Genomic DNA, 24,358 nt, shown 5'->3' with positions numbered 1-24,358 from the left:
CGGACGTGTCCGCCATGACCATGCCTGTTCCTCCCTTTCGACCTCGCCCCCATGCGACCGGACCGCTCACCGGGATCGCAGAAGCCGGCCCCCGACCGCGGTGTTCGCGTCTTCGGCCAGAGCGGCCAGGACGAGATCGGCGGATTCCTGTACGAAGAAGTGACCGCCCGGGAAGCTGCGGAGCGGCTGTTCACGCGTGGTGTGCGCGGCCCAGCCGCGTGCCGCGCCCGGCCCGTCGACAGCCGCGTCCCGCTCGCCGACGTAGACATGCAACGGGCAGTCGAGCGGCGACAGTTCGGGCCACTCGGCGCCCTCGACGAGCGCGAGGTCGGCGCGCAGGGCCGGCAGCATCTCGGCGAGGAACTCCCGGCTGGCGAGCAGTTCGTCGGAGGTGCCGCCGAGACCGCGGAGCCAGGTGACCAGCTCCTCGTCCGAGGCGTCGGACGAGGCGTCGGCCAGGGACACCGGGACGTTCCGCCGCTCGGGCGGTTCGCTCGCGGCGGCGACCAGGGCCAGTGGGCGCCAGCCTCGCCGGGCACGCAGTTCGCGGGCCAGGGCGAGTGACAGGACGGCGCCCATGCTGTGCCCGAAGAGCATCACCGGGCGTTCGAGGAGCGGCTCCACGGCGTCGGCGAACTCCGCGACGACCTCGGTCATGCTCGTGGCCTGCGGCTCCCCAAGTCGGCCTCCGCGACCAGGCAGTTCGAGCGCGGCGACGCCGAGGCCCGCAGGCAGCAGGTCGGCCCAGTCCTTGAACAGGCGCGCGCCACCGCCGCCGGGCGGCAGGCAGAGCAGCCACATCCGGACCTCGTCCGGCTTCGACCACACCCGTAGCGCCTTCATGGCAACATCACACATTTCCCGTCGAGTTGAACCGGGCTCCGCATGAGCCGGGCCCGCCGGCCCAGGGCCTCCACCGACCCGGGCACCGCGAAGTTGGTTCGAGGCTCGCACCCCTCACGGGCGGCGAACAGTCGGGGAGTTCCCCTACCCGGCGGAGGTCCGGGATTGCTTGGGAAGGGCTCCGTTCCGTGCCAGACTGCGGGCCCTCTGACGGCGACCACGATGGGATGTAAGCCACTGTGACCACGAGGAACGATGCGGAAGACCAGCCCCGGATCATCGCGCTGTGGGCCATGCCGCGCAGTCGCTCCACGGCGTTCTTCCGGATGATGTCCGAGCGCGGCGACTTCCACGTCCTGCACGAACCCTTCTCCAACCTGGCCGAGTTCGGCAGTGTCGAGATCGAGGGCACGAAGATCGGGTCGGAGGAGGAACTGATCGCGGCCATAAGGACGTTGGCGCAGTCCAAGCCGATCTTCTTCAAGGACACGACCGACGAGCGCTACCCGGCCGTCCTCGCAGACGAGGAGTTCCTCGGGCGGGACGCCACGCACACGTTCATGATCCGCCACCCCGAGGAGACCATCGCCTCGTACCACGCCCTCAACCCCGAGGTACGGCTCCACCAGATCGGCGGCGAGACGCAGCACGAGCTCTACCGGGCGGTCGCCGAGACGTCCGCGCGGACGCCGGTCGTCATCGACTCGGCCGACCTCATGCAGGACTCCCCCGGCCTGATCGCCGCCTACTGCGCCGCCGTCGGGATCCCGTTCCTCCCCGAGGCGCTGAGCTGGAAGCCCGGCGAGCGCGGCGAGTGGCAGCGCACCTCGCGCTGGCATGTGGAGGCCAGCAACTCCGCGGGCTTCCACGCGGAGCGGCGCGCCCACGCCGTGGACCCGGGGACCGACCCGGTCCTGTCGGGCTACCTCCGCCACCACCTGCCGTTCTACGAGACCCTGCGCGAGGCCCGCGTGTCGCCGGCGTGAACCGACGAGGGGGACCCCGGGGCGCACCCCGGGGTCACTTCTCCCGCTAGAGAACCTTCTCCTCCTCGGAAACCGCCCCGGGACCCCCAGGCCCCTCAGGCGCCCCCGACTCCCCCGACTGCACGATCTCCTTGCCGAGCGTGCGTACGGGCGAGGGCACGAGGGGCAGTACGGCCGCGGTGAGGACGAACGGCACGACCCAGAGGGTCTCCTGGGCACCGATCCGCTCGACCAGCAGGCCGCCGAGCAGAGCGCCCAGCGGAATGGTCCCGAAGGTGACCATCCGGTAGCTGGCGTTCATCCGCGCGTGCAGCTCTGCCGGGGTGAGCAGTTGACGTACCGTCACGGCGACCACGCCGCCGATGCCCGTACCCGCCGAGGCGACGGCGACGGCGAGCGCGCAGGACGCGACGACGAGGGTGCGCGAACCTTCGACCGCCGGAACGATCCAGTACGCGTTCACCGTCACGGCGAGGGCCACGAGCATGGCGGGCCCGTAACCGAAGACGCGGATGAGCGCGGGCGCGGCCAGGATGCCGAGAACGGCGCCGACTCCGCCGCACACGAGCACGAGCCCGTAGGCGCCGCTCCCGTACCCCTGGTCCTGGACGAGGTAGACGATGAGGGCGACGTTGAGCAGCTGGGCGCCGCCGTTGTTGAGGGCCGCGTGCAGGGCGATGTTGCGCACCGGGGGCGTACCGAAGACGGTCCGTAGTCCGTCCTTCGTCTCCTTGCGCAGGTCGCGGGCGGGGCGCCCGGGTTCGGGGGACGGTTCGCGGTGTCGCACCCGGCCCGTCATCAACGCGGCCCAAAGATAGGCGAGTCCGTCCATGACGAGGGCGTACGGGGCTCCGACGAGCCCGGTCAGCCAGCCCGCGATCCCGGGCCCGGCGGTGCCGCCGACGGCGAGCCCCGCGTTCAGCTTGCTGTTGGCCGAGGCCAGTTCGCCGGCGTCGACGAGCCGCGGCACCAGGGACGTCTTCGCGATGTCGGAGACGACGGTCAGGACACCGCCGAGCAAGGCGATCACATAGAGGTGCGCGAGGCCCAGAGCACCGAACGCGTTCGCGACCGGGACCGAGAGGACGAGGACGGCGCTGAGCAGACTCGCCCAGATGAGCACCGGCCGTTTGCTGCGGTTCTCCAGCCATACGCCCGCGGGCAGCGGGATGAGAAGGAACGGCAGCGTGTACAGAGCCTGGAGCAGCCCGACTTGGCCGCCGGAGGCGTGCAGTACCGTCAACGCCGCGTAGGGCAGGGCGAAGAGCGTGACCTGCTGTCCGATCTGCGACACCGCGTCACCCGCCCAGAGACGGTTGAAATCGCTGCCCTCGCGCGCCGGTCGCGCGCCCATCCACCTCGGTCGTCCGGTTGACACCGGTGGACCACCTCCTCCACGCCCGCGCGCACTTCGGGAAACTGCCGCGCACGCTAGGTCGTGCGCGTCGGGCCGAGACAGTCGGGAGAAGTCCCGATAGCCGTCCCCCAGCGGGTGCACCACAGTGCGATGGACCAGAAGTCAGTCGGACGTCAGACGTCGGACGCCAGAAGTCATAAGCCAGAAGTCAGCCAGGAGGAGATGACGCATGCCGAGGTTCGAGGCCGGCGGGCCGATTCCGGCTCGCGCGCGCAAGGGCCGGGCGGCCGGCGGCGGGGCCACCGAGGCCAAGCGTCTGCTCCAGGAGCTGGGCGCTCGCCGGGGCGCCGTGACGCGCGTGCCGACCGTGCCGCGCGACCGGGCGCTGCCCCTGTCCTTCGCCGGACAGCGGCTCTGGTTCCTCGACAAGTGGATGCCGGACCTGCCCGTCTACAACTCGCCGCTGGCGCTGCGCCTGCGCGGGCCGCTCGACCACGGGCACCTGGTCACGGCGCTCACCCGCGTCGTCGGCCGGCACGAGATCCTGCGCACCCGCTATCTCGAAGAGCACGGCGTACCCCACCAGGTCGTCGACCCGGCCCCGGACCGGGTCGAGCTGCCCGTCACCGACCTGACGGGGCGGCCGGACGCCGAGGAGGCCGCCCACGCCCTGGCGGAGGAGGTGTCCACCGGCACTTTCGACCTGGCCGTGGGACCGGTGCTGCGCGCCCGGATCATCCGGCTCGCCGCCGATGACCACCTGCTGGTCCTGTGCATCCACCACATCGCGACCGACGGCTGGTCGACCGGGATCCTCGTCGCGGAGCTGACGGCCTGTTACGCCGCGGCCGTGACGGGGACGACCCCAGAGCTTCCCGAACTGCCTGTGCAGTACGCCGACTTCGCGAGCTGGGAGCGGGGCCGGGCCTCGGCCGAGGCGACCGAGCGCCTGCTCGCGTACTGGCGCGAGCGGCTGGCCGACCTGCCGGCCCTGGACATCCCGACCGACCGGCCGCGCCCCGCCGAGCAGAGCTTCCGCGGCGCCACCACCACGCTCCGGCTGCCCGAGGAGCTGCGCGCGCGGCTCTCGGAGCTGGCGCGCGCCGAGCAGGCGACGCTGCTCAGCGTTCTGCTGGCCGGCTTCAACGCGCTGCTCACCTGCTACACGGGCGCCAAGGACGTGGTCGTCGGCTCGGTGTTCTCCGGCCGGACCCACCCCGACATCGAGCGGCTCATCGGCTTCTTCGCCAACACGCTGGTGCTGCGGACGAGCACGGCGGGCGACCCGGCGTTCCGTGAGCTGATCACCCGGACCCGGGACACCGTTCTCGGTGCCCATCTCCACCAGGAGCTGGGCTTCGACCGGCTCGTCAGGGAGCTCCGCCCCGAGCGGGACGCCAGCCGCAACCCACTCTTCCAGGTCTGCTTCACCCTCCAGAACGCGACGCCCGACCGGGGCGAGGCGGGTGGGCTCCAGGTGATCCACGAGCCGACCGAGCAGGGCACCTCCCGGTTCGACCTCGCCGTCCAGGCGACCGAGGTCCCGGGGGAAGGCCTCGACCTGTGGGCCGAGTACGCCACCGACCTGTTCGACGCCGACCGGATCGAGCGGCTGCTCGCCCAGTACGCCACCATCCTCGAACAGGTCTGCGCGGACCCCGCGATCCCGCTGAGCCGGATCGACCTGCTCGGCTCCGGGGAGCGCGCCCTCGCCCTCGACCACGCCGTCGGCCCCGCCGCACCGGACGCGCACGGCCGGCTGCTCCACGAGCTGTTCGAGGAGCGCGCCGCCGCCGACCCCGGGGCGCCCGCGACCCTCTTCGAGGGCGACACCGTCTCGTACGGCGAACTGAACGCACGCGCCGACCGGATCGCCCGGCGCCTCGACGCCCGGCTCGACGCCCGCGGCGACATCGTCGCCGTCCTGCTGCCGAGGGGCCCGGAGCTCCCGGCGGCGCTCCTCGGGGTGCTCAAGTCGGGCGCGGCCTACCTGCCGATCGACCCCGGCTACCCCAGGGACCGGATCGCCTGGATGCTGGAGGACTCCGGCTGTCGCACGGTGCTGACGGTACGGAGCGTGGCGGAGCTGCTGCCCCCGCAGGTGACCCCGGTGCTCCTCGACGCGCAGGACGCAGATCCCGGTACCGCTGATTCCCCCGACCCCACCAGCCCCATCCACCCCATCGACCCGGCCTCCGCGGCCTACGTCATCTACACCTCGGGCTCGACGGGCCGCCCCAAGGGCGTGGTGGTGGAACACCGCCAGGCGGTCGACTTCATCATCGGCATCGTCGGCGTCTTCGGTCTCGGCAAGGGCGACCGGGTCCTCCAGTTCGCCAACCCGGCCTTCGACGTCAGCGTCTTCGACTTCTTCTCGGCGCTCACCAGCGGCGCGGCGCTCGTCCAGGCACCGGTCACGGTGCTGCACGACTTCGGCACGCTCACGAAGCTGATGCAGACCGAGGCGGTCACCGTGACCGACCTGCCCCCGTCGATCCTCGCCGAGCTCGACGCGAACGCCTTCCCCGACCTGCGCGCCCTCTTCGTGGGCCTTGAGCCCTACCCCGGGGACCTGGTAAACCGCTGGAACATCCCCGGCCGGACCTTCCACAACGCCTACGGCCCCACCGAGGCGACCGTGGCCTGCATCGACCACCTCGTCCCCGACGTGCTCGACGGCCCCCCGCCGATCGGTCTGCCGCTCCCCGGCTACCGGGCGTACATCCTGGACGACCGCGGCGACCTCGCCCCCGTCCACGTACCCGGCGAGCTCTACGTGGGCGGCACCGGCGTGGCCCGGGGCTACCTCGGCCGCCCCGGGCTGACCGCGGAGAAGTTCCTGCCCGACCCCTACGGCCCGCCCGGCAGCCGGGTCTACCGCACGGGCGACCTCGCGGTCCGACGCCAGGACGGCGTGCTCACGTTCCTCGGCCGGGCGGACCGTCAGATCAAGCTGAACGGCCTTCGGATCGAGCCCGGCGAGATCGAGGTGGCGCTCACCGGCAGGCCCGGCATCCGGCAGGCTCTTGTGACCGTACGGGACGGCGCCCTCGTCGCGTACCTCGTGACCGACGGCGGGACCGAGCCGGACGCGACGGCGCTGCGCGACGCGCTGACCGCCCTGCTCCCGGTCGGCATGATCCCGACCGCGTTCATCGCGCTCGACGCCTTCCCGCTGAACGCCAACGGCAAGATCGACCACCCGAAGCTCCCCGCCCCGGGCCGTCCCGCGGCCCCCGAGCGGGTCGAGCCGCGCACCCCGACCGAGGTGCGTGTCGCGGAGATCTGGGCCGGGGTGCTCGGCACGACGGACATCGGGGTCACGGACGACTTCTTCACCCTGGGCGGGAACTCGCTGCGGATCACTCAGATCACGTCCCGGATCCGCGAGGCCTTCGGGGTGAGTCTGGAACTGCGCGCCTTCTTCCGCGCGCCGACGGTCGCCGCGCTGTCGGAGCTCATCGAGAGCGAGGTGCCGCAGACCCTGACCCCGACGACCGCGAGCGCCACGACCACCGCACCCACCGCACCCACCCCGAGCACCGACTTCACCCCGAGCGGCCTCGTCGTCCCCTTGCGCCCGGGAACCCCCGGCCACGCACCGGTCTTCTTCCTCCACGCCAGTGGCGGTTCGTCGATGTCGTACGCGGCGCTCTGCCGCGACCTGCCGCCGGGTGTGCCGTGTTACGGCATCGAGGCACTGGGCCTCGAAGCCGGCCCGCTCCCCCGGTCCGTCGCCGAGATGGCGGAGGCCTACGCCGACGCCGTACGAGCGACCGCGCCGGAAGGCCCCTACCGCCTCGTCGGCTGGTCGGTGGGCGGCGGCCTCGCCCACGCGACGGCGGTGAAGCTGCGCGAGCGGGGCGCGCGCGTCGAGCTGCTGGCGCTGCTCGACACGCAGGAGCCGCCCGTACTGGAGGAGGCGCCGGCCGCGTCGCTGCTGCGCGCCCTGTTCGCCGAGAATCTCGCGCTCACGGCCGGGCACGAGGCCGTGGGACCGTCGGCCGACGAACTGGCCGGCCTCGACGAGACGGCGCAGTCCGACCGGGTCGTCGGCGCGCTCGTGGACGCGGGGCTCGCCCCGTCCGGCTCCGCCGAGCTGCTGCGGCGGCGCATGGACGTATTCCTCGCGATCCTGTCGACGGGAGCGGTCTGGCGACCGGAGCGGTACGACGGCCGCATCGACCTGCTGCTGGCCGAGGACTCCCCGGAGGCGACGGCCGAGGCCTGGGAGCCCTGGACGAGCGGCCCGGTGATCGGGCACCGGGCACCGGGCGACCACTACGGAATGATGCGGGCTCCGCACGTCACGGAACTGGCCCGGACACTCGGAGCGCTCCTCGAAGGGACCCAGCCGTGACCACCACGACCCCACCGCCCACGCCCACGCCCACCACGCACCTCCTTCCGGAGACGGACATCCCGGACACGCGACCGACCCCGGCTCGCATCGCGTTCCGCGAGGAGGTACGGGCGCTGCTGCGCTCGCCGGCGGTCCAGGAGGAGGTGGACGGCATCCGGCGGTTCCCGCCCGGCAGGGAACCGGGCCTCCTGACCACGTACCGCCTGCTCGGCGAGCGCGGCTGGCTCGCGCCGAGCTGGCCGAAGCGGTACGCAGGCGCCGGCCTCGGCCACTACGAAGCCGCGGTGGTCACCGAGGAGATGATCCTCGCCGGGGTACCGGACGACGCGCACGTGCTGAGCGTGGACATCGTGGGGCGCTTCGTCCTCGACAGCGGCACCGACGCGCAGCGCGAGCGACTGCTGCCGCCGCTGGCCAGGGGCGAGCAGATCGCGACGGTCCTCTTCACCGAACCGCAGGCCGGTTCGGACCTCGGGCGGATGACGACGAGGGCCGAGCCCGACGGTGAGGGCGCCTGGCGCCTGTACGGCACCAAGGTGTTCAACCAGAAGTCCGGCTTCGCGGACACCGCCCTGTGCGCGGCGATCACGGTGCCGGGGACCATGCCCGGCATCGGACTCTTCCTCCTCCCCCTGCGCTCCCCGGGGGTGACGATCAGGACGCTGCCGAACCTCACCGACGACGCGTTCTGCGAGATCTCCATCGACGGGGTGCGGCTGACGCGCGAGGACGTCGTCGGTGAGGTGGACGACGGCTGGCGGCTCATGAACGAGCTGCTGCTCCTCGAACGGACGGGCATCGACTTCCACGCGAAGATCCGCCACTGGCTCGACTCGGTGGCCGACGCGGTGCCCGAGAGGATGCGGGAGCGGTACGCCGCCCTCGACGCGCGCCTCGCGGCGGGGCACGCCCTCGCCTGGCGGATGGTCACCGAACTGGACGCCGGCAGGACCGACTCCGTACTCGCCGCCATGGCGAAGTGGTACGTGACCGAGCAGGCCCGGGAAGTGGCCAGGTTCTGCCTGGAGTTGCGGGGCCGGGACGGTCTGCTCACCAACCAGGACCCGGACGCGCCGGACCTCGGGAGGATCGAGCGGGCCCTGCGCTACGCGCCGACGCTGACGCTCGCCTCGGGAACGTCCGAGGTGATGCTGCGCGCCATCGCGACCTCACACCTGGAGCTGCTGTGACCCTGACCGACGAGAGCGGCGCCGAAGCGCCCTCCTCCCCCCTCACGGACCTCTTCTCGTCCCCCGAACTACGCCCGGCACTCCGCCGGCTCGGCCAACGGCCGTTTTCGGAGGAGGCTGCGGGTACGCAGGCCGCGGTGTGGGCCACGCTGGCCGAGTCCGGCGCGATCAGCGAGACGCACGACGTCCTGCCGGTCTGCGAACTGCTGGGCGAGACCCTCTACCGCGGCCCCTACCTCGACACGGTGACGGCGCTCGACGCGTTCGCGGCACTGCCCGCGACACCGGAGACGGAGGACCTCGTCGACGCGCTGCGGCACGGCGACCTGGCGGTCGCGCTCGCGGGCCCGGACCGCCGCTTCGTCCGCTGCGCGGACCAGGCGGACCTGCTGCTGACGGTCGACGAGGAACGCTTCTCCCTCATGGAACTGGACGACCCGAACATACGCCTGAGGGAACACGAGGACCTGGGCAGAGGCGGCCTCTTCACGGTGACGGCACCCCCCGACACCCCCCTGGTGGCGACGGGACGACTGGCCGACCCGACGACAGTCTTCTCCCGATCCCACTCACGACAGGCCGCGTACCTGACGGGCCTGTGCCGAGGAGCCCTGGACCTGGGGGTGACGCACGCCCGCCGGAGGATCCTCTTCGGGGCTCCGCTCGGCTCCCACCAGCACCCCGCGTTCCGCCTGGCGGCCCTGTCGGCGAGGCTGGAAGCGGTCCGGAGCCTGCTCTACCGGGGGGACCGCCCGAACCAGGCCCTCGGTCTGGCCAAGGAACTGGCCGTGGACACCACGACGGAGGTCCTCCAGTTGCACGGCGCGTCCGGCCTCCTCGACGAGGACGACGCGCAGCTCTTCTACCGCCGAGCCCTCACGGAATCCGTACTCTGACGATGACAACCACCACCGCCATCACCGCCGAACGCGACCTCTGGATCCGCCGGTTCCGCCCGGCACGCCCGGGCGCACCCCGCCTGCTCTGCCTGCCGCACGCGGGCGGCTCGGCCGGCTTCTACCTGCCGTTCGCCCAGGAACTGGCGCCGGAGGTGAACGTCCTGGCGGTGCAGTACCCGGGCCGCCAGGACCGGCGCGCGGAACCCGCGTCGCTGTCGCTCACGGAACTGGCCGAAGCCCTCTTCCGCCTGCTCGACCCGGAGGACCAGACACCGCTGACCCTCTTCGGCCACAGCATGGGCGCCGTCGTCTCCTTCGAGCTGGCCCGCCTCCTGGAAGCCGCGGGCCGCCCCCCGGCCCACCTCGTCGCCTCCGCCCGCCGCGGCCCCCACCTCCCCCCGGGACCGTCCTTCCACCACCTGGGCGACGCCGCGCTCCTGGCCGAGGTCTCCCGCCTCAACGGCACCGACGTCCCGCCCCTGGAAGACGAAGACATCCTCCGCATGGCACTCCCCGCCCTGCGCGCCGACTTCCGGGCGGTGGAATCCCACGTCCACACCCCCGGCCCCCCGCTCACCTGCCCGGTCACCGCCATGACAGGCACTACGGACCCCCGGGTCCCCCTACGAGACGCCAGGACGTGGTCCACCACGACAAGGGGCCCCTTCACCCTCTCCCTCCACCCCGGCGGCCACTTCTACCTGGTCCCCCGCCACTCCGAGGTCACCACCGAACTGAGATCCCTCCTGACCCGGACGGGCCCGGAACCCACCCCACACCCCGCCTGAGCCACGAGCGGCACCCGGTCCCGGGTCAGGTGCCGCTCCGGTTCCCTCGGCACGCCCGAGCATCCGTTCGAAATCCGGGGTCGATGCCCCGCTCGTGAACACCTCACAGAAGAACCCCGCACCTGGTACCAGGTGCGGGGTTCTTCGTCGTCGCAGGATGCGCGGCTCCGCTCCGGGAACGGATCGTCTGCGATCACGGTCACAGGCGCGTCTTGCGCACCGCCGAGCGCGAGTGCCCCGCCCCCCGCGCGCGAGACGCGGGGGCAGGGCGCTCGTTCACATCAGGTCAAGAACCGACAAGCTGGCGCAGCACGTACTGCATGATGCCGCCGTTGCGGTAGTAGTCGGCCTCACCCGGGGTGTCGATGCGGACGATCGCGTCGAACTCCACGCCCGTGTCGGTGCTGACCTTGACCGTGCGCGGGGTGGTGCCGTTGTTCAGCTCCTCCACTCCGGTGAAGGAGAAGGTCTCCTCGCCGGTGAGGCCCAGGGAGGCCGCCGTGGCGCCCTCGGGGAACTGCAGGGGCAGGACGCCCATGCCGATCAGGTTGGAGCGGTGGATGCGCTCGTAGGACTCCGCGACGACGGCCTTGACGCCGAGCAGGGCGGTGCCCTTGGCGGCCCAGTCGCGGGAGGAGCCCGAGCCGTACTCCTTGCCCGCCAGGATGACCAGCGGGATGCCGGCGGCCTGGTAGTTCTGCGAGGCGTCGTAGATGAAGGAGACCGGGGCACCCTCGACGGTGAAGTCGCGGGTGAAGCCGCCCTCGGTGCCCGCCGCGATCTGGTTGCGGAGGCGAATGTTGGCGAACGTACCGCGGATCATGACCTCGTGGTTGCCGCGGCGGGAACCGTACGAGTTGAAGTCGCGGCGCTCGACGCCGTGCTCCGTCAGGTACTTGCCGGCCGGGGTGTCGGCCTTGATGGCGCCGGCCGGGGAGATGTGGTCGGTGGTGACCGAGTCGCCCAGCTTCGCCAGCACACGGGCGCCGGTGATGTCGGAGACCGGGGTGGTCTCCATCGTCATGCCCTCGAAGTAAGGGGGCTTGCGCACGTAGGTGGACTGCGGGTCCCACTCGAAGGTGTTGCCGGTCGGGATCGACAGCGCCTGCCACTGGGCGTCACCCGCGAAGACGTCCTGGTAGGACTTGCTGAACATGTCTTCGCCGATCGCGTTCGCGACGACGTCGTTGACCTCGGCCTCGGAGGGCCAGATGTCCTTCAGGAAGACCGGGTTGCCCTCGGTGTCGGTGCCGATGGCGTCCTGGGTGATGTCCACCTTCATGGAGCCCGCGATGGCGTACGCGACGACCAGCGGCGGGGAGGCCAGGTAGTTCATCTTCACGTCGGGGTTGATGCGGCCCTCGAAGTTGCGGTTGCCGGAGAGCACCGAGGTGACCGCGAGGTCGTGCTCGTTGATCGCCTTCGAGATCTCCTCGTCCAGCGGACCGGAGTTGCCGATGCAGGTGGTGCAGCCGTACCCGACGAGGTTGAAGCCCATCTTGTCGAGGTACGGGGTCAGGCCGGCCTTGTCGAAGTAGTCGGTGACGACCTTCGAACCGGGGGCCAGGGTGGTCTTGACCCAGGGCTTGCGGCCCAGGCCCTTCTCGACCGCCTTCTTGGCCACGAGCGCCGCGGCGACCATGACGTAGGGGTTCGAGGTGTTGGTGCACGAGGTGATCGCGGCGACGGTGACGGCGCCGTGGTCGATCTCGAAGGTGGTGCCGTCGGCCAGGGTGACCGGGGTGGGCTTCGACGGGCCGCCGTTCGGGTGGTTCGCCGGGGCGTCGGAGGCCGGGAAGGACTCCTTGCCCGCCTCGTCGTCATCCTCGACGTAGTTGCGCACGTCCTGGGCGAACTGCTGCGAGGCGTTGGCGAGGACGATGCGGTCCTGCGGGCGCTTCGGGCCGGCGATGGAGGGGACGACCGTGGAGAGGTCGAGCTCCAGCTTCTCGGAGAAGTCCGGCTCGGCGGCCGGGTCCAGCCACAGGCCCTGGGCCTTCGCGTACGCCTCGACCAGGGCGACCTGCTGGGCGTCGCGGCCCGTCAGGCGCAGGTACTTCAGCGTCTCGTCGTCGATCGGGAAGATCGCGGCGGTGGAACCGAACTCCGGCGACATGTTGCCGATGGTGGCGCGGTTCGCGAGCGAGGTGGCGGCGACGCCCTCACCGTAGAACTCTACGAACTTGCCGACGACGCCGTGCTTGCGGAGCATCTCGGTGATGGTCAGCACGAGGTCGGTGGCGGTGGTGCCGGTCGGCAGCTCGCCGGTCAGCTTGAAGCCCACGACGCGCGGGATCAGCATGGAGACCGGCTGGCCGAGCATCGCGGCCTCGGCCTCGATGCCGCCGACGCCCCAGCCCAGTACGCCCAGGCCGTTGACCATCGTGGTGTGCGAGTCGGTGCCGACGAGGGTGTCGGGGTAGGCCTGGCCACCCCGAACCATGACCGTGCGGGCCAGGTGCTCGATGTTGACCTGGTGGACGATGCCGGTGCCCGGGGGGACGACCTTGAAGTCGTCGAAGGCGGTCTGGCCCCAGCGCAGGAACTGGTAGCGCTCCTTGTTGCGGCCGTACTCCAGCTCGACGTTCTGCGCGAAGGCGTCCTTCGTGCCGAACTTGTCCGCGATGACCGAGTGGTCGATGACCATCTCGGCGGGCGAGAGCGGGTTGATCTTCGCCGGGTCGCCGCCGAGGGCCTTCACGGCCTCGCGCATGGTGGCGAGGTCCACGACGCAGGGGACGCCGGTGAAGTCCTGCATGATCACGCGGGCCGGCGTGAACTGGATCTCCTCGCTGGGCTGGGCCTGCGAGTCCCAGTTTCCGAGCGACCGGATGTGGTCGGCGGTGATGTTCGCGCCGTCCTCGGTACGGAGCAGGTTCTCCAGCAGGACCTTCAGGCTGTAGGGAAGGCGGGCGGAGCCCTCGACCTTGTCCAGCTTGAAGATCTCGTACGACTCGTCGCCCACCTGCAGCGTGCTGCGGGCGTCGAAGCTGTTCGCCGACACGACAGTCTCCTTCATGCATGAATTCGCGCGTATTGCCGCAATCCTGCCGCGAGGCACTCTGGCCTTTCCGCTAAGGTGAGGCTAAGTTAGGTAACCCTTACCAGCGGGGCGGCTGCGGCACGTCCGGGGCAGATATCTCGATGTCGAGATAACTCTAGTACATGCCGGGGCGCCGGGACGAGGCACGCACCCCCGGCCCCGCCGGTCGGGTCAGCCGCGCAGCGGATCGGGCATGTCCGGATTCGGCGAGCTTGGCCGGGGACGAATCCGTCGATTCGGCCATCCGCCCCGGACCGAAGGTGACGGTGGTCACGACGGGTTCGTTGTCGGCGTAGGCCGGTCCGGGTGGCGTACGCCGGTCCTGACCGGCCTGCGCCAGACCCCGGCCGGTGCACGCCGGGTCCTGACCGGCCTGCGCCAGACCCCGGCCGGTGCACGCCGGGTCCTGGCCGGCCTGCGCCGGGTCCCGGCCGGTGCGGACCGGCAGCAGGCTCCCCCGGGGTTCCCGGGGCTCCGCCCCGGCGGCTCAGCCCGCAAGACCGTGGCGCGCGGCCCAGGCCGTGACGGCGGCCGCGATCTCCTCGGGCCGGTCCTCCGGGCAGAGGTGGGCGGCGGCGCCGCAGTACTCGCTCTCCAGCGCGGAGATGTTCTCCTCGCTCCACGCGACCAGCTCGGGGCCGACCATCAGGGCGGGCGAGCCGTCGAAGTGGAGCAGGAGCTTGGGCACCCCCGGGCTGGCGGCCAGCCAGGCGTCGTACGCCTCGACCCGGGCGACCACGTCCGCGGGTTCGCCGCCGATCGGCAGGGAGCGGGCCCACCGGAGCAGCGGGAGCCGGCTCTCGGGGGTCGGGTACGGGGCGGCGTAGACGGCGTGGTCGGCCTCGCTCAGCGTGTTCAGCACCGTCTTGCCGATGCTGTCCTCGATGAAGAGGTTCTGCTCCAGGATCATCTCCTCCCCCGTCCCCGGGGTGCGGATCGCCTGGAACCGGGCGCGGGCGGCGGGCGGGTACTCCTCCCAGCTCATCGGCCGCAGGATCGTCTCCATGAAGGCGAGGCCCCGGACCCGCCCCGGGTGCCGGGTGGCGTGGTCGAAGGCGAGCGCCCCGCCCCAGTCCTGTCCGACCAGGACGCACGCGTCGAGGCCGAGGGCCTCGAACCAGGCGTCGAGGTAGCGGGCGTGGTCGGCGAAGCGGTACTCGCCGCCCGGCTTCCCCGAGCGGCCCATCCCGATGAGGTCGGGGGCGAGGATGCGGACCCGGCCCCCGATCCGGGGCAGGACGCCGCGCCACAGGTGGGAGGAGGTCGGGTTGCCGTGCAGGAAGACGAAGGGGACGCCGTCGGGGACGCCGGCCTCCTCGTAGTACACGGTCGAATCGAGTACGCCGACGACGGGCATGGGAACCATCCGTTTCACTTTCGTTTGGACCACGAACGTTCGTGACACCAACGAACCTAAATCGTTAGTGCTCCGAACGCAAGGGGTACGATCCCGGCATGACCACGGAAGAGGAGCAGGGCACTTCCGCCCTCCCGGCGCGACTGCGCGAACTGCCCAGCCGACTGCTCTCGCAGGCTTCGGCGCACGCCACACGGCTCGTCACCGAGGGACTGAGCGGGGCAGACGCACGCAAATGGCACTACGCGGCCCTGGTCGCCCTGGAGGAGTTCGGGCCCGCGAGCCAGGCGGCCCTGAGCGGCCGCACCGACATCCACCGCAGCGACCTGGTCGCCGTCATCAACGAGCTCGCCGAACGCGAGCTGGTCGAACGGACCCCCGATCCCGCCGACCGGCGGCGCAACGTCATCACCCTCACGGCCGCCGGGCGGCGCCGGCTCCGCAAGCTCGACCAACTGCTCGCCGCGGCCCAGGAGGAGCTTCTGTCCCCTTTGTCCGCACCCGAGCGCGAGCAGCTCGTCGGACTGCTCGGCCGTCTCGTCGCGCACCACGCACGCGGCGGCCCCACCATGGGAGCTGACGACCGGTAAGACCCGTCTGCCACACCCAGCGCGAGCGGCATCTCATATCTGAGATACGGTGCATCCATGGCAGACGACTACCTCGTACGCATCGGCAAGCTCATCCGTGACGCCCGGCAGCACCGGGGCTGGACGCAGAGTCAGCTCGCGGACGCCCTGGGCACGAGCCAGAGCGCCGTGAACCGGATCGAGCGCGGCAACCAGAACATCAGCCTTGAGATGATCGCCCGCATCGGGGAAGCCCTCGACAGCGAAATCGTCTCCCTGGGCTACGCCGGTCCGATGCACCTGCGCGTGGTCGGCGGCCGCCGTCTGTCCGGCGCGATCGACGTCAAGACGAGCAAGAACGCGTGCGTGGCCCTGCTGTGCGCCTCCCTGCTCAACAAGGGCCGTACGGTCCTTCGCCGGGTCGCCCGCATCGAGGAGGTCTACCGCCTCCTGGAGGTCCTGAACTCCATCGGCGTCCGCACCCGCTGGATCAACGACGGCGTCGACCTGGAACTCGTACCGCCGGCCCGCCTCGACATGGACGCCATGGACGCGGACGCGGCCCGCCGCACCCGCAGCATCATCATGTTCCTCGGTCCCCTCCTCCACCGGATGGACCACTTCAAGCTGCCCTACGCGGGCGGCTGCGACCTCGGCACCCGCACCATCGAGCCGCACATGATCGCCCTGCGCCGCTTCGGCCTGGACATCACCGCGACCGAGGGCATCTACCACGCCCAGGTCGAGTCCGGGGTCTCCCCGGACCGCCCGATCGTGCTGACCGAGCGCGGGGACACCGTCACCGAGAACGCGCTGCTGGCCGCCGCCCGGCACGACGGAACGACCGTCATCCGCAACGCCTCCTCCAACTACATGGTCCAGGACCTGTGCTTCTTCCTGGAGGCCCTCGGCGTCCGGGTCGACGGCGTCGGCACCACGACCCTGACGGTCCACGGAGTCCCGAACATCGACGTGGACGTGGACTACTCCCCCTCGGAGGACCCGGTCGAGGCGATGAGCCTGCTGGCCGCGGCCGTGGTCACGGAATCCGAGCTGACGATCCGCCGGGTCCCGATCGAGTTCATGGAGATCGAGCTCGCGGTCCTGGAGGAGATGGGCCTCGACCACGACCGCTCCCCCGAGTACACGGCCGACAACGGCCGCACCCGTCTGGTGGACCTCACCGTCCGCCCGTCGAAGCTCGAAGCGCCGATCGACAAGATCCACCCGATGCCCTTCCCCGGGCTGAACATCGACAACGTCCCCTTCTTCGCCGCCATCGCGGCCGTGGCCCAGGGCCAGACCCTGATCCACGACTGGGTGTACGACAACCGCGCCATCTACCTCACGGACCTCAACCGCCTCGGCGGCCGCCTCCAACTCCTGGACCCCCACCGCGTCCTGGTCGAGGGCCCCACCCGCTGGCGCGCGGCGGAGATGATGTGCCCGCCGGCCCTGCGCCCGGCCGTGGTCGTCCTCCTGGCGATGATGGCCGCCGAGGGCACCTCGGTCCTGCGCAACGTCTACGTGATCAACCGCGGCTACGAGGAACTGGCGGAGCGCCTCAACTCGGTGGGCGCGCAGATCGAGATCTTCCGCGACATCTAGCCTGCGGGTTCGGGGACGGAGCCGTCCCTCCCCTCCCTGCCGGCCGTCGGCCGTCGCCGGTGTTTCCCCGCGGGGAGCGCCGGAGGCGGCCTTCCGCGTTCCGGGGCTACGGGCTACGCGTCGCCGTGGCTGCCGTTCCAGCCGGCCGGGGCGGCGACTGCGTACGACCAGCAGTTGCCGCAGCCGCCCGCCTGTGCGCTCCGGCCGCTCCAGGCCGGGCCCAGTTCGGCGGTGACGGAGACGTCGTCGATGCAACCGGCGCAGTTGCCCGCGACGGCGGCGCCGGCCGTGGGCAGCGAGAGGCCCAGGGCGGTGACGAACAGGAGCGAGGCGGTGGCGGCGGCGCGCGTGAGGATCTTCATGCACGGGATGCTTCCAGGAGCGGCGGGCCGGAGGACAGGGTTCCGACCGCGCCGCCGTGGGTTCAGCCCGGGTAGTTGGTGCGCCAGGGCTCGTAGTGCGGGTTGTCCTCGCAGCGGTCCATGATCTCCACCTTCTTCACCGTGTCCACCGGGCAGACGGCCACGATGAAGGAGCGCGCGATGCCGCCCGGGAAGGCCACCTCCACCTGGGAGGCGTACTTGTGGGTGTCGCCGATGGTCTGGTTGACGTCCACGCCGCCCGGGGCGTCGATGTAGTAGTTCCAGCCGCTCTTCCAGGACTTGTACAGGTCGTGGTTGTACGTCGTCGAGACGTACGGGGAGGGCTGGTTGACCAGGACGTAGCTCTCGATGTCGTACTGGCCGTCGAGGGTGTCCCTGGGCAGGAAGCCCTCCTCGAAGACCACCGACGGGGGGCGGCCGTCCGAGCGGTAGAGCTGCTTGCAGTTGATCCGCCAGGACGGGGAGGGGGTGATGCGCTCCACCTGCACGCGTTCGTCGGCGGCGGCGAAGAGGTGGTCCGCGACCCGTGGACAGGAGTTCGCGGGAGCGGCCACGTGGAGCGATCCGGGCGCGGAGGCGAGCGCATGCGGGGAGGCGGGTGCGGACGCGGACGCTGAGGCCGGGGGCAGCAGGGCGGCGGCGAGGGCGGTCGCGAGCACGGCGGCCCGGCGGCGCAGGGCGGAGATGATCATGTGCCCACCCTTGCGCCCGCGCCGTGCCCGCGCGGGCATCCTCACTCGATGGTGAGCGTGTCGCCGCATGGCCGACTGCCTTGCCGTCGCGGCGAGTTGATGGAGTAACGATCCTTCGCCGGACACCGGTCCCACACCCACCCGCGATCCGCTCCGTGACGGCCGCCGGGGAGACCCCGGGAGCGGACTCCCGGGCCCTGATTCCCCGTTCGGCGTACACGCCGTGACGATCAACGTACTCTGTGCCGATTCGGCGCGACAACGACCGTGGGGGGTCATATGTTCCAGCGAGACACGTACCGGAGACGCAGAAGGGTCGCCATGACGGCCATGGCGGCGGCGGTCGCCCTGTCCCTCGCCGGCTGCGGGGACACGGCCGCGAAGAGTTCCGACAAGCCCGGACCCGCGCCGAGCCCGACGTCACCGGGCCCCGTGATGCCCGCGCTCGTCGGCAAGACGGCCTCCGAGGCCGAGAGCCTCGTCAAGAAGCTGTCCGACACGCCGGTCGAGGTCCGCGGCGCCTACTCCGACGTCGAGCTGTCCCGCGTCCACACGATGTGGCTGGTCTGCTTCCAGACCCCGGCGGCCGGGGCCCCGCTGCCGCCCGGCAGCGCCGCCGAGATCTCCCTCACCGGCCCGGGCACCCCGTGCCCGGCGCAGGCCGGAGCCGCCCTGCGGCCCGTCGGCACCCCGACTCCCACCCGGACTCCGGTCGCCGGCGCCACCGGCAAGCCGAAGCCGCCGGCGTCCTCGCCGACCCCGGCCCCCGCGCCCGACGACGTCTCCTACAAGAACTGCACCGAGGCCAAGGCCGCCGGCGCCGCCCCGATCCGGCGCGGCCAGCCCGGCTACGGCAAGCACCTCGACCGGGACGACGACGGCATCGCCTGCGACAAGTAGGAGGGGTGGGCCGCGGGAGGAGGGCTTGTGCGCTGCGGCGATATTCGGCCTGATGCCCCGGCAGCCCTCGCCTCTTGTGGGCGCCCGCCCTCAGAATCGCCCTGTCGGTACAGTTCTGAGGGCGGAGCCATGGCAGCAGCGCAAGCATCAAGGACAGGCACCAGCGACGGTACGGGGATCCCCCGGCTGGAGGGCGCCCCGCTGCTCGGGTCGCTCGCCGACTTGAAATCGGACGCCCTCGGTACGTACGAGCGGGCGCGGCACCGGCACGGCGACGTCGTGCGGATCGCGGCCGGGCCGCCGGGGCTGCGCACCGAGCTGCACTGCGTGTTCTCGGCCGAGGGGGCGCAGCAGGTCCTGGCCTCGCAGGCGGCCAACTTCCGCAAGGACAACGCCCTCTACCAGGAGGTTCGCGAAGCGCTCGGCAACGGTCTGCTCACCAGTCAGGACGAGGACTACCTGCGCCAGCGGCGGCTGGTCCAGCCGCTGTTCACCAAGCGGCGGGTGGACGGGTACGCGGACGCGGTGGCGACCGAGACCGCCTCCACCCTCGCCGGCTGGGAGGCGGCCCCGGACGGGGTCGTCGACGTCTCGGACGAGATGATGACCCTGGCGCTGCGCGCCGTCGCCCGGATCCTCTTCGGCACCGACGTGGACGCCACCGCCGATGTCGTGGACCGGTGCTTTCCGGTCATCACTGCCTACGTGATGCGCCGCGGCTACTCCCCCGTCAACGTCCCCCGCGACTGGCCCACTCCGGGGAACAGGCGGGCGGCCGCCGCGATGGACGAGCTGTACGCGGTGTGCGACGGGATCATCGCCGAGCGCCGCCGGGGCGCGGGTGCGGGCGAGGGGGTGGGCGAGGACCTGCTGTCGCTGCTCGCCGCCGCGACCAGTACGGACGACGGGGAGTTCGACGCCACCGAGCTGCGCGAACAGGTCCTGATCTTCCTGCTCGCCGGGCACGAGACGACCGCCACCTCGCTCGCCTTCTCCCTCCACCTGCTGGCCCGCCATCCCGAGTTCCAGAGCCGGGCCCGCGCCGAGATCACCGCGGTCCTGGGCGACCGTACGCCCGGGGCCGCCGACCTCGACCGGCTCCCGTACCTCACCCAGGTGCTCAAGGAGGCGATGCGCCTCTACCCGGCCGCCCCCGTCCTCGGCCGCCGCTCGGTCGCCGCGGCCGAGGTCGACGGGCACACCATCCCGGCGGGCGCCGATGTGATCGTGGCGCCCTGGGTGACGCACCGCCACCCCGCCTACTGGCCGGACCCGGAGCGCTTCGACCCCGACCGGTTCACCCCGGAGGCCGAGGCGGGCCGGCCGCGTTACGCGTGGCTGCCCTTCGGCGGCGGTCCGCGCGCCTGTATCGGACAGCACTTCTCCATGCTGGAATCGGTGATCGCGCTGGCGATGCTGCTGCGGGCCTACGAGTTCGAGGCGGTGGACACCGAGATCTCCGTGGTCGCCGGGATCACCCTGCGCACCACCAGCCCGGTGCGCTGCCGGATCCGTCGCCTGGGGGCGTAGGGCCGCTGCCCGCGGGGCGGGTGCGGGGGCGGGGCCCGGGGCCTCACCGGCGGACGCGAAGGAGCCTCACGCCTCCTTCGCCCCCGCCGCCCCTGCGGCCTCCGTCGGTTTGTGGTTGCCCTGGAGCCGGGCGATGTCCGAGGGCCGCACCTGGATGACGACCAGCGCGATCAACGCCCCGACCAGGGTGAACGCGGCCGCCACCACGAAAGCCGCGCTGATGCCCGAGGTGAGCACCTGGTCGCTCCACGGCTTGGGGAACTGCCGGGTGCGCGCGAAGAACGCCTTCTGTTCGGGGGTGGCCGTACGCATGAAGCCGGCCACCTGATCCTTGGCCTCGTTGCGGCTGGCCGTGCCGAAGACGGTCACCAGGATGGAGAGGCCGAGCGAACCGCCTATCTGCTGCATGGAGTTGAGCAGACCGGAGGCGGCGCCCGACTCCCGGTCCGGGACGTTGGACAGAGCCATCAGTGTGAGCGAGACGAACTGCAGGCCCATGCCGAGGCCGAAGAGCAGGAGCGGGCCGAGGATGCTGCCCAGGTACGTCGAGTGGACGTCGGTCTGCGTCAGCCAGGCGAGGCCCGCCGCCGAGGAGAGCGCTCCGGCGACCATGAAGGGTTTGGGCCCGAACTTCGGCAGGAGTTGGGAGGTGATGCCGGCGCCCACCGCGACCACCACACTCACCGGGAGGAAGGCGAGGCCGGCGTGCAACGGGCTGAAGCCCAGCACGATCTGCACGAAGAGGGTGAGGAAGAAGAACATGCCGAAGATCGCGCAGGCCAGCATGAGCATGATGGCGTAGGTCCCGGCCCGGTTGCGGTCGGCGAACATGTGCAGCGGGGTGATCGGCTGCGGCGAGCGCCTCTCGTTGAGGATGAACAGGGTCAGCAGGACCAGGGCGGCGCCGAAGGAAACGAGCGTCCAGCTGTCGCGCCAGCCGTCCTGCGAGGCGCGGATGAAGCCGTAGACGAGCGCGACCATGCCGGTGGTGCACAGCAGTGCGCCGGCGAGGTCGAAGTGTCCGGGGTGGCGTTCGGACTCGCGGATCACCTTCCGGGCGAGCACGGCGATGACCACCGCGATCGGGACGTTGACGAAGAGCACCCAGCGCCAGTTGAGCCATTCGACGAGCATGCCGCCCGCGAGCAGGCCGATCGCGCCGCCGCCGGCCGAGACTCCGGCGAACACGCCGAAGGCGCGGTTGCGGGCGGGGCCTTCGCGGAACGTGGTGGTGATCAGGGCCAGGGAGGTCGGGGAGGCGATCGCTCCGCCGACGCCCTGGAGGGCGCGGGCCGCCATCAACTGCCCGGAGTTCTGCGCGACTCCGCCCAGGAGGGAAGCCAGCCCGAAGAGCAGCACACCGGAGATGAAGACGCGTTTGCGGCCGAGGATGTCGCCGGCGCGGCCGCCGAGGAGCAGCAGGCCGCCGAAGGCGAGGGTGTAGGCGTTGACGACCCAGGAGAGGCTTTCGGTGGAGAAGCCGAGGGCGGTCTGGATGTGCGGCAGCGCGATGTTCACGATGGTGATGTCGAGAACGACCATGAGCTGGCAAGAGGCGATGACGAACAGGGCGAGCCCGTTCCCGCTTCCTCGGACCTTGCCGTCGGTCCCGTTTCTGGTCGGCGATGCGTTCCCGTCCACCCTCACGACGCTAAGCCCGCGCCCCCGGGGTCACCACTCGAACGGGCTAGGCCATGTGACATTTTACATGTCAAACTACGCTCATGGACGACTTCCTCAGGCTCTCCGCGAGCACGGCCCGATTCACCTACGGCGCCCCGCGCGCCTTCGCCTTCGGGGCCGATGGCCGGCTGCTCTGGTTCCTCCGCTCCACCGGTCCCACCGACCCCTTCGACAGCCTCTGGGCCCTCGACACCACCACCGGCGACGAGACCCGGCTTGCCGACCCGCGCGAGCTGTGCCCCGAGCCCGGAGACCTCCCCGTCGTCGAACGCCGGCTGCGCGAGCGCTCGCGGCTCGTCGCCGCAGGGATCGGCTCGTACGCCCTCTCCGCCGACGGGCTCACCGCGGTCTTCGCGCTCTACGGCCGCCTGTACCAGGTCACCCGCGCGGCGGACGCCGGAGCACCCGCGCAGCCCAAGGAACTCCCCACCGCCGGGCCCGTCTTCGACCCGCGTCCGAGCCCCGACGCCTCGCGCATCGCCTACGTCAGCGGCGACGCCCTCCACACCGTGCCCGGCGGCCGGGTCAGCCCCGACGACGGAGCCCGCTGGGGCGTACCGGAGTTCGCCGCCGCCGAGGAACTCGACCGGCACCGGGGGCACTGGTGGTCCCCCGACGGGGAGCGCCTGCTGGCCGCCCGCGTCGACGAGTCCGCCCTCCAGCGGCGCTGGTTCGCCGACCCGGCGCACCCGGAGCTGCCGGCCGAGGACTTCGCGTACCCCGAGGCGGGCGGCCCCAACGCCGACGTGCGGTTCTGGGTGCTCGGACCGGGCCCGGACGCCGCCGTGCGGCTCGACTGGGACGCCGAGACCTACCCGTACGTCTCCGACGCGGAGTGGGACTCTCCCACCGAGATCCTGCTCACCGTGCAGGACCGGCTCCAGCAACACGTTCTGCTGCTCTGCGCCGACCCCGACACCGGGCGCACCCGGGAACTGTCGCGCACCACGCACCCCCAGTGGGTGGACCCCATGCTGCCCGGCACCCCGGCACGCCTGGCCGACGGCCGGATGCTCACCTCGGCGGACACCCCCGGCGGGGCGGCCCGCGCGCTCGCGCTGGACGGCGTCCTGCTCACCGGGGACGGGCTCCAGGTCCGCCGCGTGGCCGGGACCCACGAGGGACGGCTGCTGATCGAGGCCGGGCAGCGCGACCCCTCCGAGCAGCAAGTACTCCTGCTGGATCCGGACACGGGCGAGCTGACCCCGCTCGCGGACGGGCCGGGCGTGCACTCCGTCCTGGCCTCCGCAGGGGCGCTGCTGCTGACCTCCGCCGACGCCGACGGGATCCGGCGCGTCCTGCGGACCGCCGACGGGCGGGCCGCCACGCGGGAGTCCAGCGCCCCCCGCGACCTGTCGCAGCCGCTGCCGTACCGGGTGGTCCCGGTGCTGGAGCGGGTCACCGAGCACGGGGTGCCCACCGCCCTGGTGCTGCCGCGCGGGCACGTCCCCGGCACGCGGCTGCCCGTCCTGATGGACAGCTACGGCGGCCCCGGCATGCAGGACGTCAGCGCCGAGCCGCGCCGCTGGCAGCACCGGCAGTGGTGGGCCGACCAGGGCTTCGCCGTGGTCACCGTCGACAACCGCGGCACCGCGCACGTCTCGCCGCGGTTCACCCACGCCATGTACCGGGGCTTCTCCGATGTCACCCTGGAGGACCAGGTCGCCGCCCTGCAGGCGCTCGGGGCGCGCCACGGGGACCTCGACCTGACGCGGGTCGGCATCCGCGGCTGGTCGTACGGCGGGTACCTCTCCGCGCTCGCGGTGCTGCGCCGTCCGGACGTCTTCCACGCGGCGGCGGCCGGGGCAGCGCCGACCGACTTCCGGCAGTACGACACGGCGTACACCGAGCGGTACCTGGGTCTGCCCCAGGAGCACCCGGAGGTGTACGAGCGGGACAGCCTGCTCTCCGACGCGGCGGGGCTGCGCCGGCCGCTGCTGCTGGTCACGGGGCTGGCCGACGACAACGTCCACCCCTCGCACACCCTGCGGCTCTCGCAGGCCCTCACCGAGGCGGGCCGTCCGCACCAGTTGCTCGCGCTGCCGGGCGTCACGCACATGACCCCGGGCGGGGTCCGGGAGAAGGTCATGGCGCTGGAGCTGGAGTTCTTCCGCAAGGAGCTGGGCCTGGCCTGAGGAGGGCGCCGGCCCGGCTCCCGAGCCGGGCC

The 24,358-nt window shown here is 71.8% G+C and carries 17 protein-coding genes; 10 read left to right on the top strand and 7 right to left on the bottom strand.

Going from position 1 to position 24,358, the window contains the following annotated elements; all coding sequences use genetic code 11:
* Positions 1–66 precede the first annotated feature (66 nt).
* Entirely contained in the window at positions 67–843 is a 777-nt protein-coding gene (locus ABZY57_RS10540) for an alpha/beta fold hydrolase (RefSeq protein WP_356510256.1), read from the bottom strand.
* Between the two features lie 239 nt (positions 844–1,082).
* Between ABZY57_RS10540 and ABZY57_RS10535 the strand changes: the two genes are divergently transcribed.
* Positions 1,083–1,829 carry a sulfotransferase family protein gene (locus tag ABZY57_RS10535; RefSeq protein WP_356510254.1) on the top strand — a complete coding sequence of 249 codons (747 nt, stop codon included), beginning with the start codon at positions 1,083–1,085 and terminating at the stop codon, positions 1,827–1,829.
* A 46-nt stretch (positions 1,830–1,875) separates the two neighbouring features.
* Here ABZY57_RS10535 and ABZY57_RS10530 read toward each other — a convergent pair whose 3' ends face one another.
* Positions 1,876–3,183, bottom strand: coding sequence for an MFS transporter (locus ABZY57_RS10530; protein ID WP_356510252.1), 1,308 nt, complete (start codon positions 3,181–3,183; stop codon positions 1,876–1,878).
* 232 nt (positions 3,184–3,415) lie between these two features.
* Here ABZY57_RS10530 and ABZY57_RS10525 point away from each other — a divergent pair, with 232 nt between their 5' ends.
* Genes ABZY57_RS10525 through ABZY57_RS10510 form a run of 4 tightly spaced genes read left to right on the top strand, consistent with a single transcriptional unit; the run spans position 3,416 to position 10,426 of the window.
* On the top strand, positions 3,416–7,546 hold the full coding sequence (locus tag ABZY57_RS10525) for an amino acid adenylation domain-containing protein (RefSeq protein ID WP_356510250.1): 4,131 nt from the start codon (positions 3,416–3,418) through the stop codon (positions 7,544–7,546).
* The gene (locus tag ABZY57_RS10520; RefSeq protein WP_356510248.1) at positions 7,543–8,739 is read left to right on the top strand and encodes an acyl-CoA dehydrogenase family protein; all 1,197 of its coding nucleotides are present in this window, start codon (positions 7,543–7,545) and stop codon (positions 8,737–8,739) included. The genes ABZY57_RS10525 and ABZY57_RS10520 overlap by 4 nt, the downstream gene beginning before the upstream one ends.
* Positions 8,736–9,635 (top strand): acyl-CoA dehydrogenase family protein, encoded by a 900-nt coding sequence (locus ABZY57_RS10515; RefSeq protein WP_356510246.1) that lies wholly within the window; start codon positions 8,736–8,738, stop codon positions 9,633–9,635. Before ABZY57_RS10520 ends, ABZY57_RS10515 begins: the two co-directional genes overlap by 4 nt.
* 2 nt (positions 9,636–9,637) lie before the next feature.
* Positions 9,638–10,426 (top strand): alpha/beta fold hydrolase, encoded by a 789-nt coding sequence (locus ABZY57_RS10510; RefSeq protein ID WP_356510244.1) that lies wholly within the window; start codon positions 9,638–9,640, stop codon positions 10,424–10,426.
* 286 nt (positions 10,427–10,712) lie between these two features.
* Here the strand turns inward: ABZY57_RS10510 and acnA are convergent, their stop codons facing one another.
* Entirely contained in the window at positions 10,713–13,430 is a 2,718-nt protein-coding gene (gene acnA / locus ABZY57_RS10505; protein WP_356510242.1) for an aconitate hydratase AcnA, read from the bottom strand.
* 526 nt (positions 13,431–13,956) lie between these two features.
* Positions 13,957–14,835: a haloalkane dehalogenase gene (locus ABZY57_RS10500; protein WP_356510240.1), complete on the bottom strand. Its 879-nt coding sequence runs from the start codon at positions 14,833–14,835 to the stop codon at positions 13,957–13,959.
* An 89-nt stretch (positions 14,836–14,924) separates the two neighbouring features.
* On the opposite strand from ABZY57_RS10500, the gene ABZY57_RS10495 reads away from it, so the two are divergent.
* Together ABZY57_RS10495 and ABZY57_RS10490 are read left to right on the top strand one after the other, a co-directional pair.
* Positions 14,925–15,416 (top strand): MarR family transcriptional regulator, encoded by a 492-nt coding sequence (locus tag ABZY57_RS10495; RefSeq protein ID WP_356510238.1) that lies wholly within the window; start codon positions 14,925–14,927, stop codon positions 15,414–15,416.
* A gap of 57 nt (positions 15,417–15,473) precedes the next feature.
* Positions 15,474–17,003 carry a UDP-N-acetylglucosamine 1-carboxyvinyltransferase gene (locus tag ABZY57_RS10490; RefSeq protein WP_356510236.1) on the top strand — a complete coding sequence of 510 codons (1,530 nt, stop codon included), beginning with the start codon at positions 15,474–15,476 and terminating at the stop codon, positions 17,001–17,003.
* Positions 17,004–17,116: 113 nt separating this feature from the next.
* Here ABZY57_RS10490 and ABZY57_RS10485 read toward each other — a convergent pair whose 3' ends face one another.
* Together ABZY57_RS10485 and ABZY57_RS10480 are read right to left on the bottom strand one after the other, a co-directional pair.
* Positions 17,117–17,365, bottom strand: a complete 249-nt coding sequence (locus tag ABZY57_RS10485; protein WP_356510234.1) for a hypothetical protein — start codon at positions 17,363–17,365, stop codon at positions 17,117–17,119.
* Between the two features lie 62 nt (positions 17,366–17,427).
* The gene (locus tag ABZY57_RS10480; protein WP_356510232.1) at positions 17,428–18,078 is read right to left on the bottom strand and encodes an ADP-ribosyltransferase; all 651 of its coding nucleotides are present in this window, start codon (positions 18,076–18,078) and stop codon (positions 17,428–17,430) included.
* Between the two features lie 321 nt (positions 18,079–18,399).
* Between ABZY57_RS10480 and ABZY57_RS10475 the strand changes: the two genes are divergently transcribed.
* A complete protein-coding gene (locus ABZY57_RS10475) occupies positions 18,400–18,978 on the top strand; it encodes an excalibur calcium-binding domain-containing protein (protein WP_356510230.1) in 579 nt (192 codons plus the stop codon).
* A 129-nt stretch (positions 18,979–19,107) separates the two neighbouring features.
* A complete protein-coding gene (locus tag ABZY57_RS10470; protein WP_356510228.1) occupies positions 19,108–20,508 on the top strand; it encodes a cytochrome P450 in 1,401 nt (466 codons plus the stop codon).
* 66 nt (positions 20,509–20,574) lie between these two features.
* On the opposite strand, the gene ABZY57_RS10465 is transcribed toward ABZY57_RS10470, so the two are convergent.
* Entirely contained in the window at positions 20,575–22,149 is a 1,575-nt protein-coding gene (locus ABZY57_RS10465; RefSeq protein WP_356510226.1) for an MFS transporter, read from the bottom strand.
* A gap of 83 nt (positions 22,150–22,232) precedes the next feature.
* On the opposite strand from ABZY57_RS10465, the gene ABZY57_RS10460 reads away from it, so the two are divergent.
* Positions 22,233–24,326 (top strand): prolyl oligopeptidase family serine peptidase, encoded by a 2,094-nt coding sequence (locus tag ABZY57_RS10460; RefSeq protein ID WP_356510224.1) that lies wholly within the window; start codon positions 22,233–22,235, stop codon positions 24,324–24,326.
* The last annotated feature ends 32 nt before the right edge of the window (positions 24,327–24,358 follow it).

Origin of the sequence: Streptomyces sp. NPDC006450, from assembly GCF_040612195.1 — a bacterium.
Taxonomy (GTDB): domain Bacteria; phylum Actinomycetota; class Actinomycetes; order Streptomycetales; family Streptomycetaceae; genus Streptomyces.
The sequence above is the reverse complement of the archived record's forward strand: the minus strand, read 5'-3'. Positions and strand labels throughout refer to the sequence as shown.

Excerpts from the sequence above, each read along its gene's own strand:
- ABZY57_RS10540 (WP_356510256.1), bottom strand. The coding sequence starts at position 843 with ATGAAGGCGCTACGGGTGTGGTCGAAGCCGGACGAGGTCCGGATGTGG.
- ABZY57_RS10530 (WP_356510252.1), bottom strand. The coding sequence starts at position 3,183 with ATGGGCGCGCGACCGGCGCGCGAGGGCAGCGATTTCAACCGTCTCTGG.
- ABZY57_RS10525 (WP_356510250.1), top strand. The coding sequence starts at position 3,416 with ATGCCGAGGTTCGAGGCCGGCGGGCCGATTCCGGCTCGCGCGCGCAAG.
- ABZY57_RS10510 (WP_356510244.1), top strand. The coding sequence starts at position 9,638 with ATGACAACCACCACCGCCATCACCGCCGAACGCGACCTCTGGATCCGC.
- ABZY57_RS10500 (WP_356510240.1), bottom strand. The coding sequence starts at position 14,835 with ATGGTTCCCATGCCCGTCGTCGGCGTACTCGATTCGACCGTGTACTAC.
- ABZY57_RS10495 (WP_356510238.1), top strand. The coding sequence starts at position 14,925 with ATGACCACGGAAGAGGAGCAGGGCACTTCCGCCCTCCCGGCGCGACTG.
- ABZY57_RS10490 (WP_356510236.1), top strand. The coding sequence starts at position 15,474 with ATGGCAGACGACTACCTCGTACGCATCGGCAAGCTCATCCGTGACGCC.
- ABZY57_RS10485 (WP_356510234.1), bottom strand. The coding sequence starts at position 17,365 with ATGAAGATCCTCACGCGCGCCGCCGCCACCGCCTCGCTCCTGTTCGTC.
- ABZY57_RS10480 (WP_356510232.1), bottom strand. The coding sequence starts at position 18,078 with ATGATCATCTCCGCCCTGCGCCGCCGGGCCGCCGTGCTCGCGACCGCC.
- ABZY57_RS10475 (WP_356510230.1), top strand. The coding sequence starts at position 18,400 with ATGACGGCCATGGCGGCGGCGGTCGCCCTGTCCCTCGCCGGCTGCGGG.
- ABZY57_RS10470 (WP_356510228.1), top strand. The coding sequence starts at position 19,108 with ATGGCAGCAGCGCAAGCATCAAGGACAGGCACCAGCGACGGTACGGGG.
- ABZY57_RS10460 (WP_356510224.1), top strand. The coding sequence starts at position 22,233 with ATGGACGACTTCCTCAGGCTCTCCGCGAGCACGGCCCGATTCACCTAC.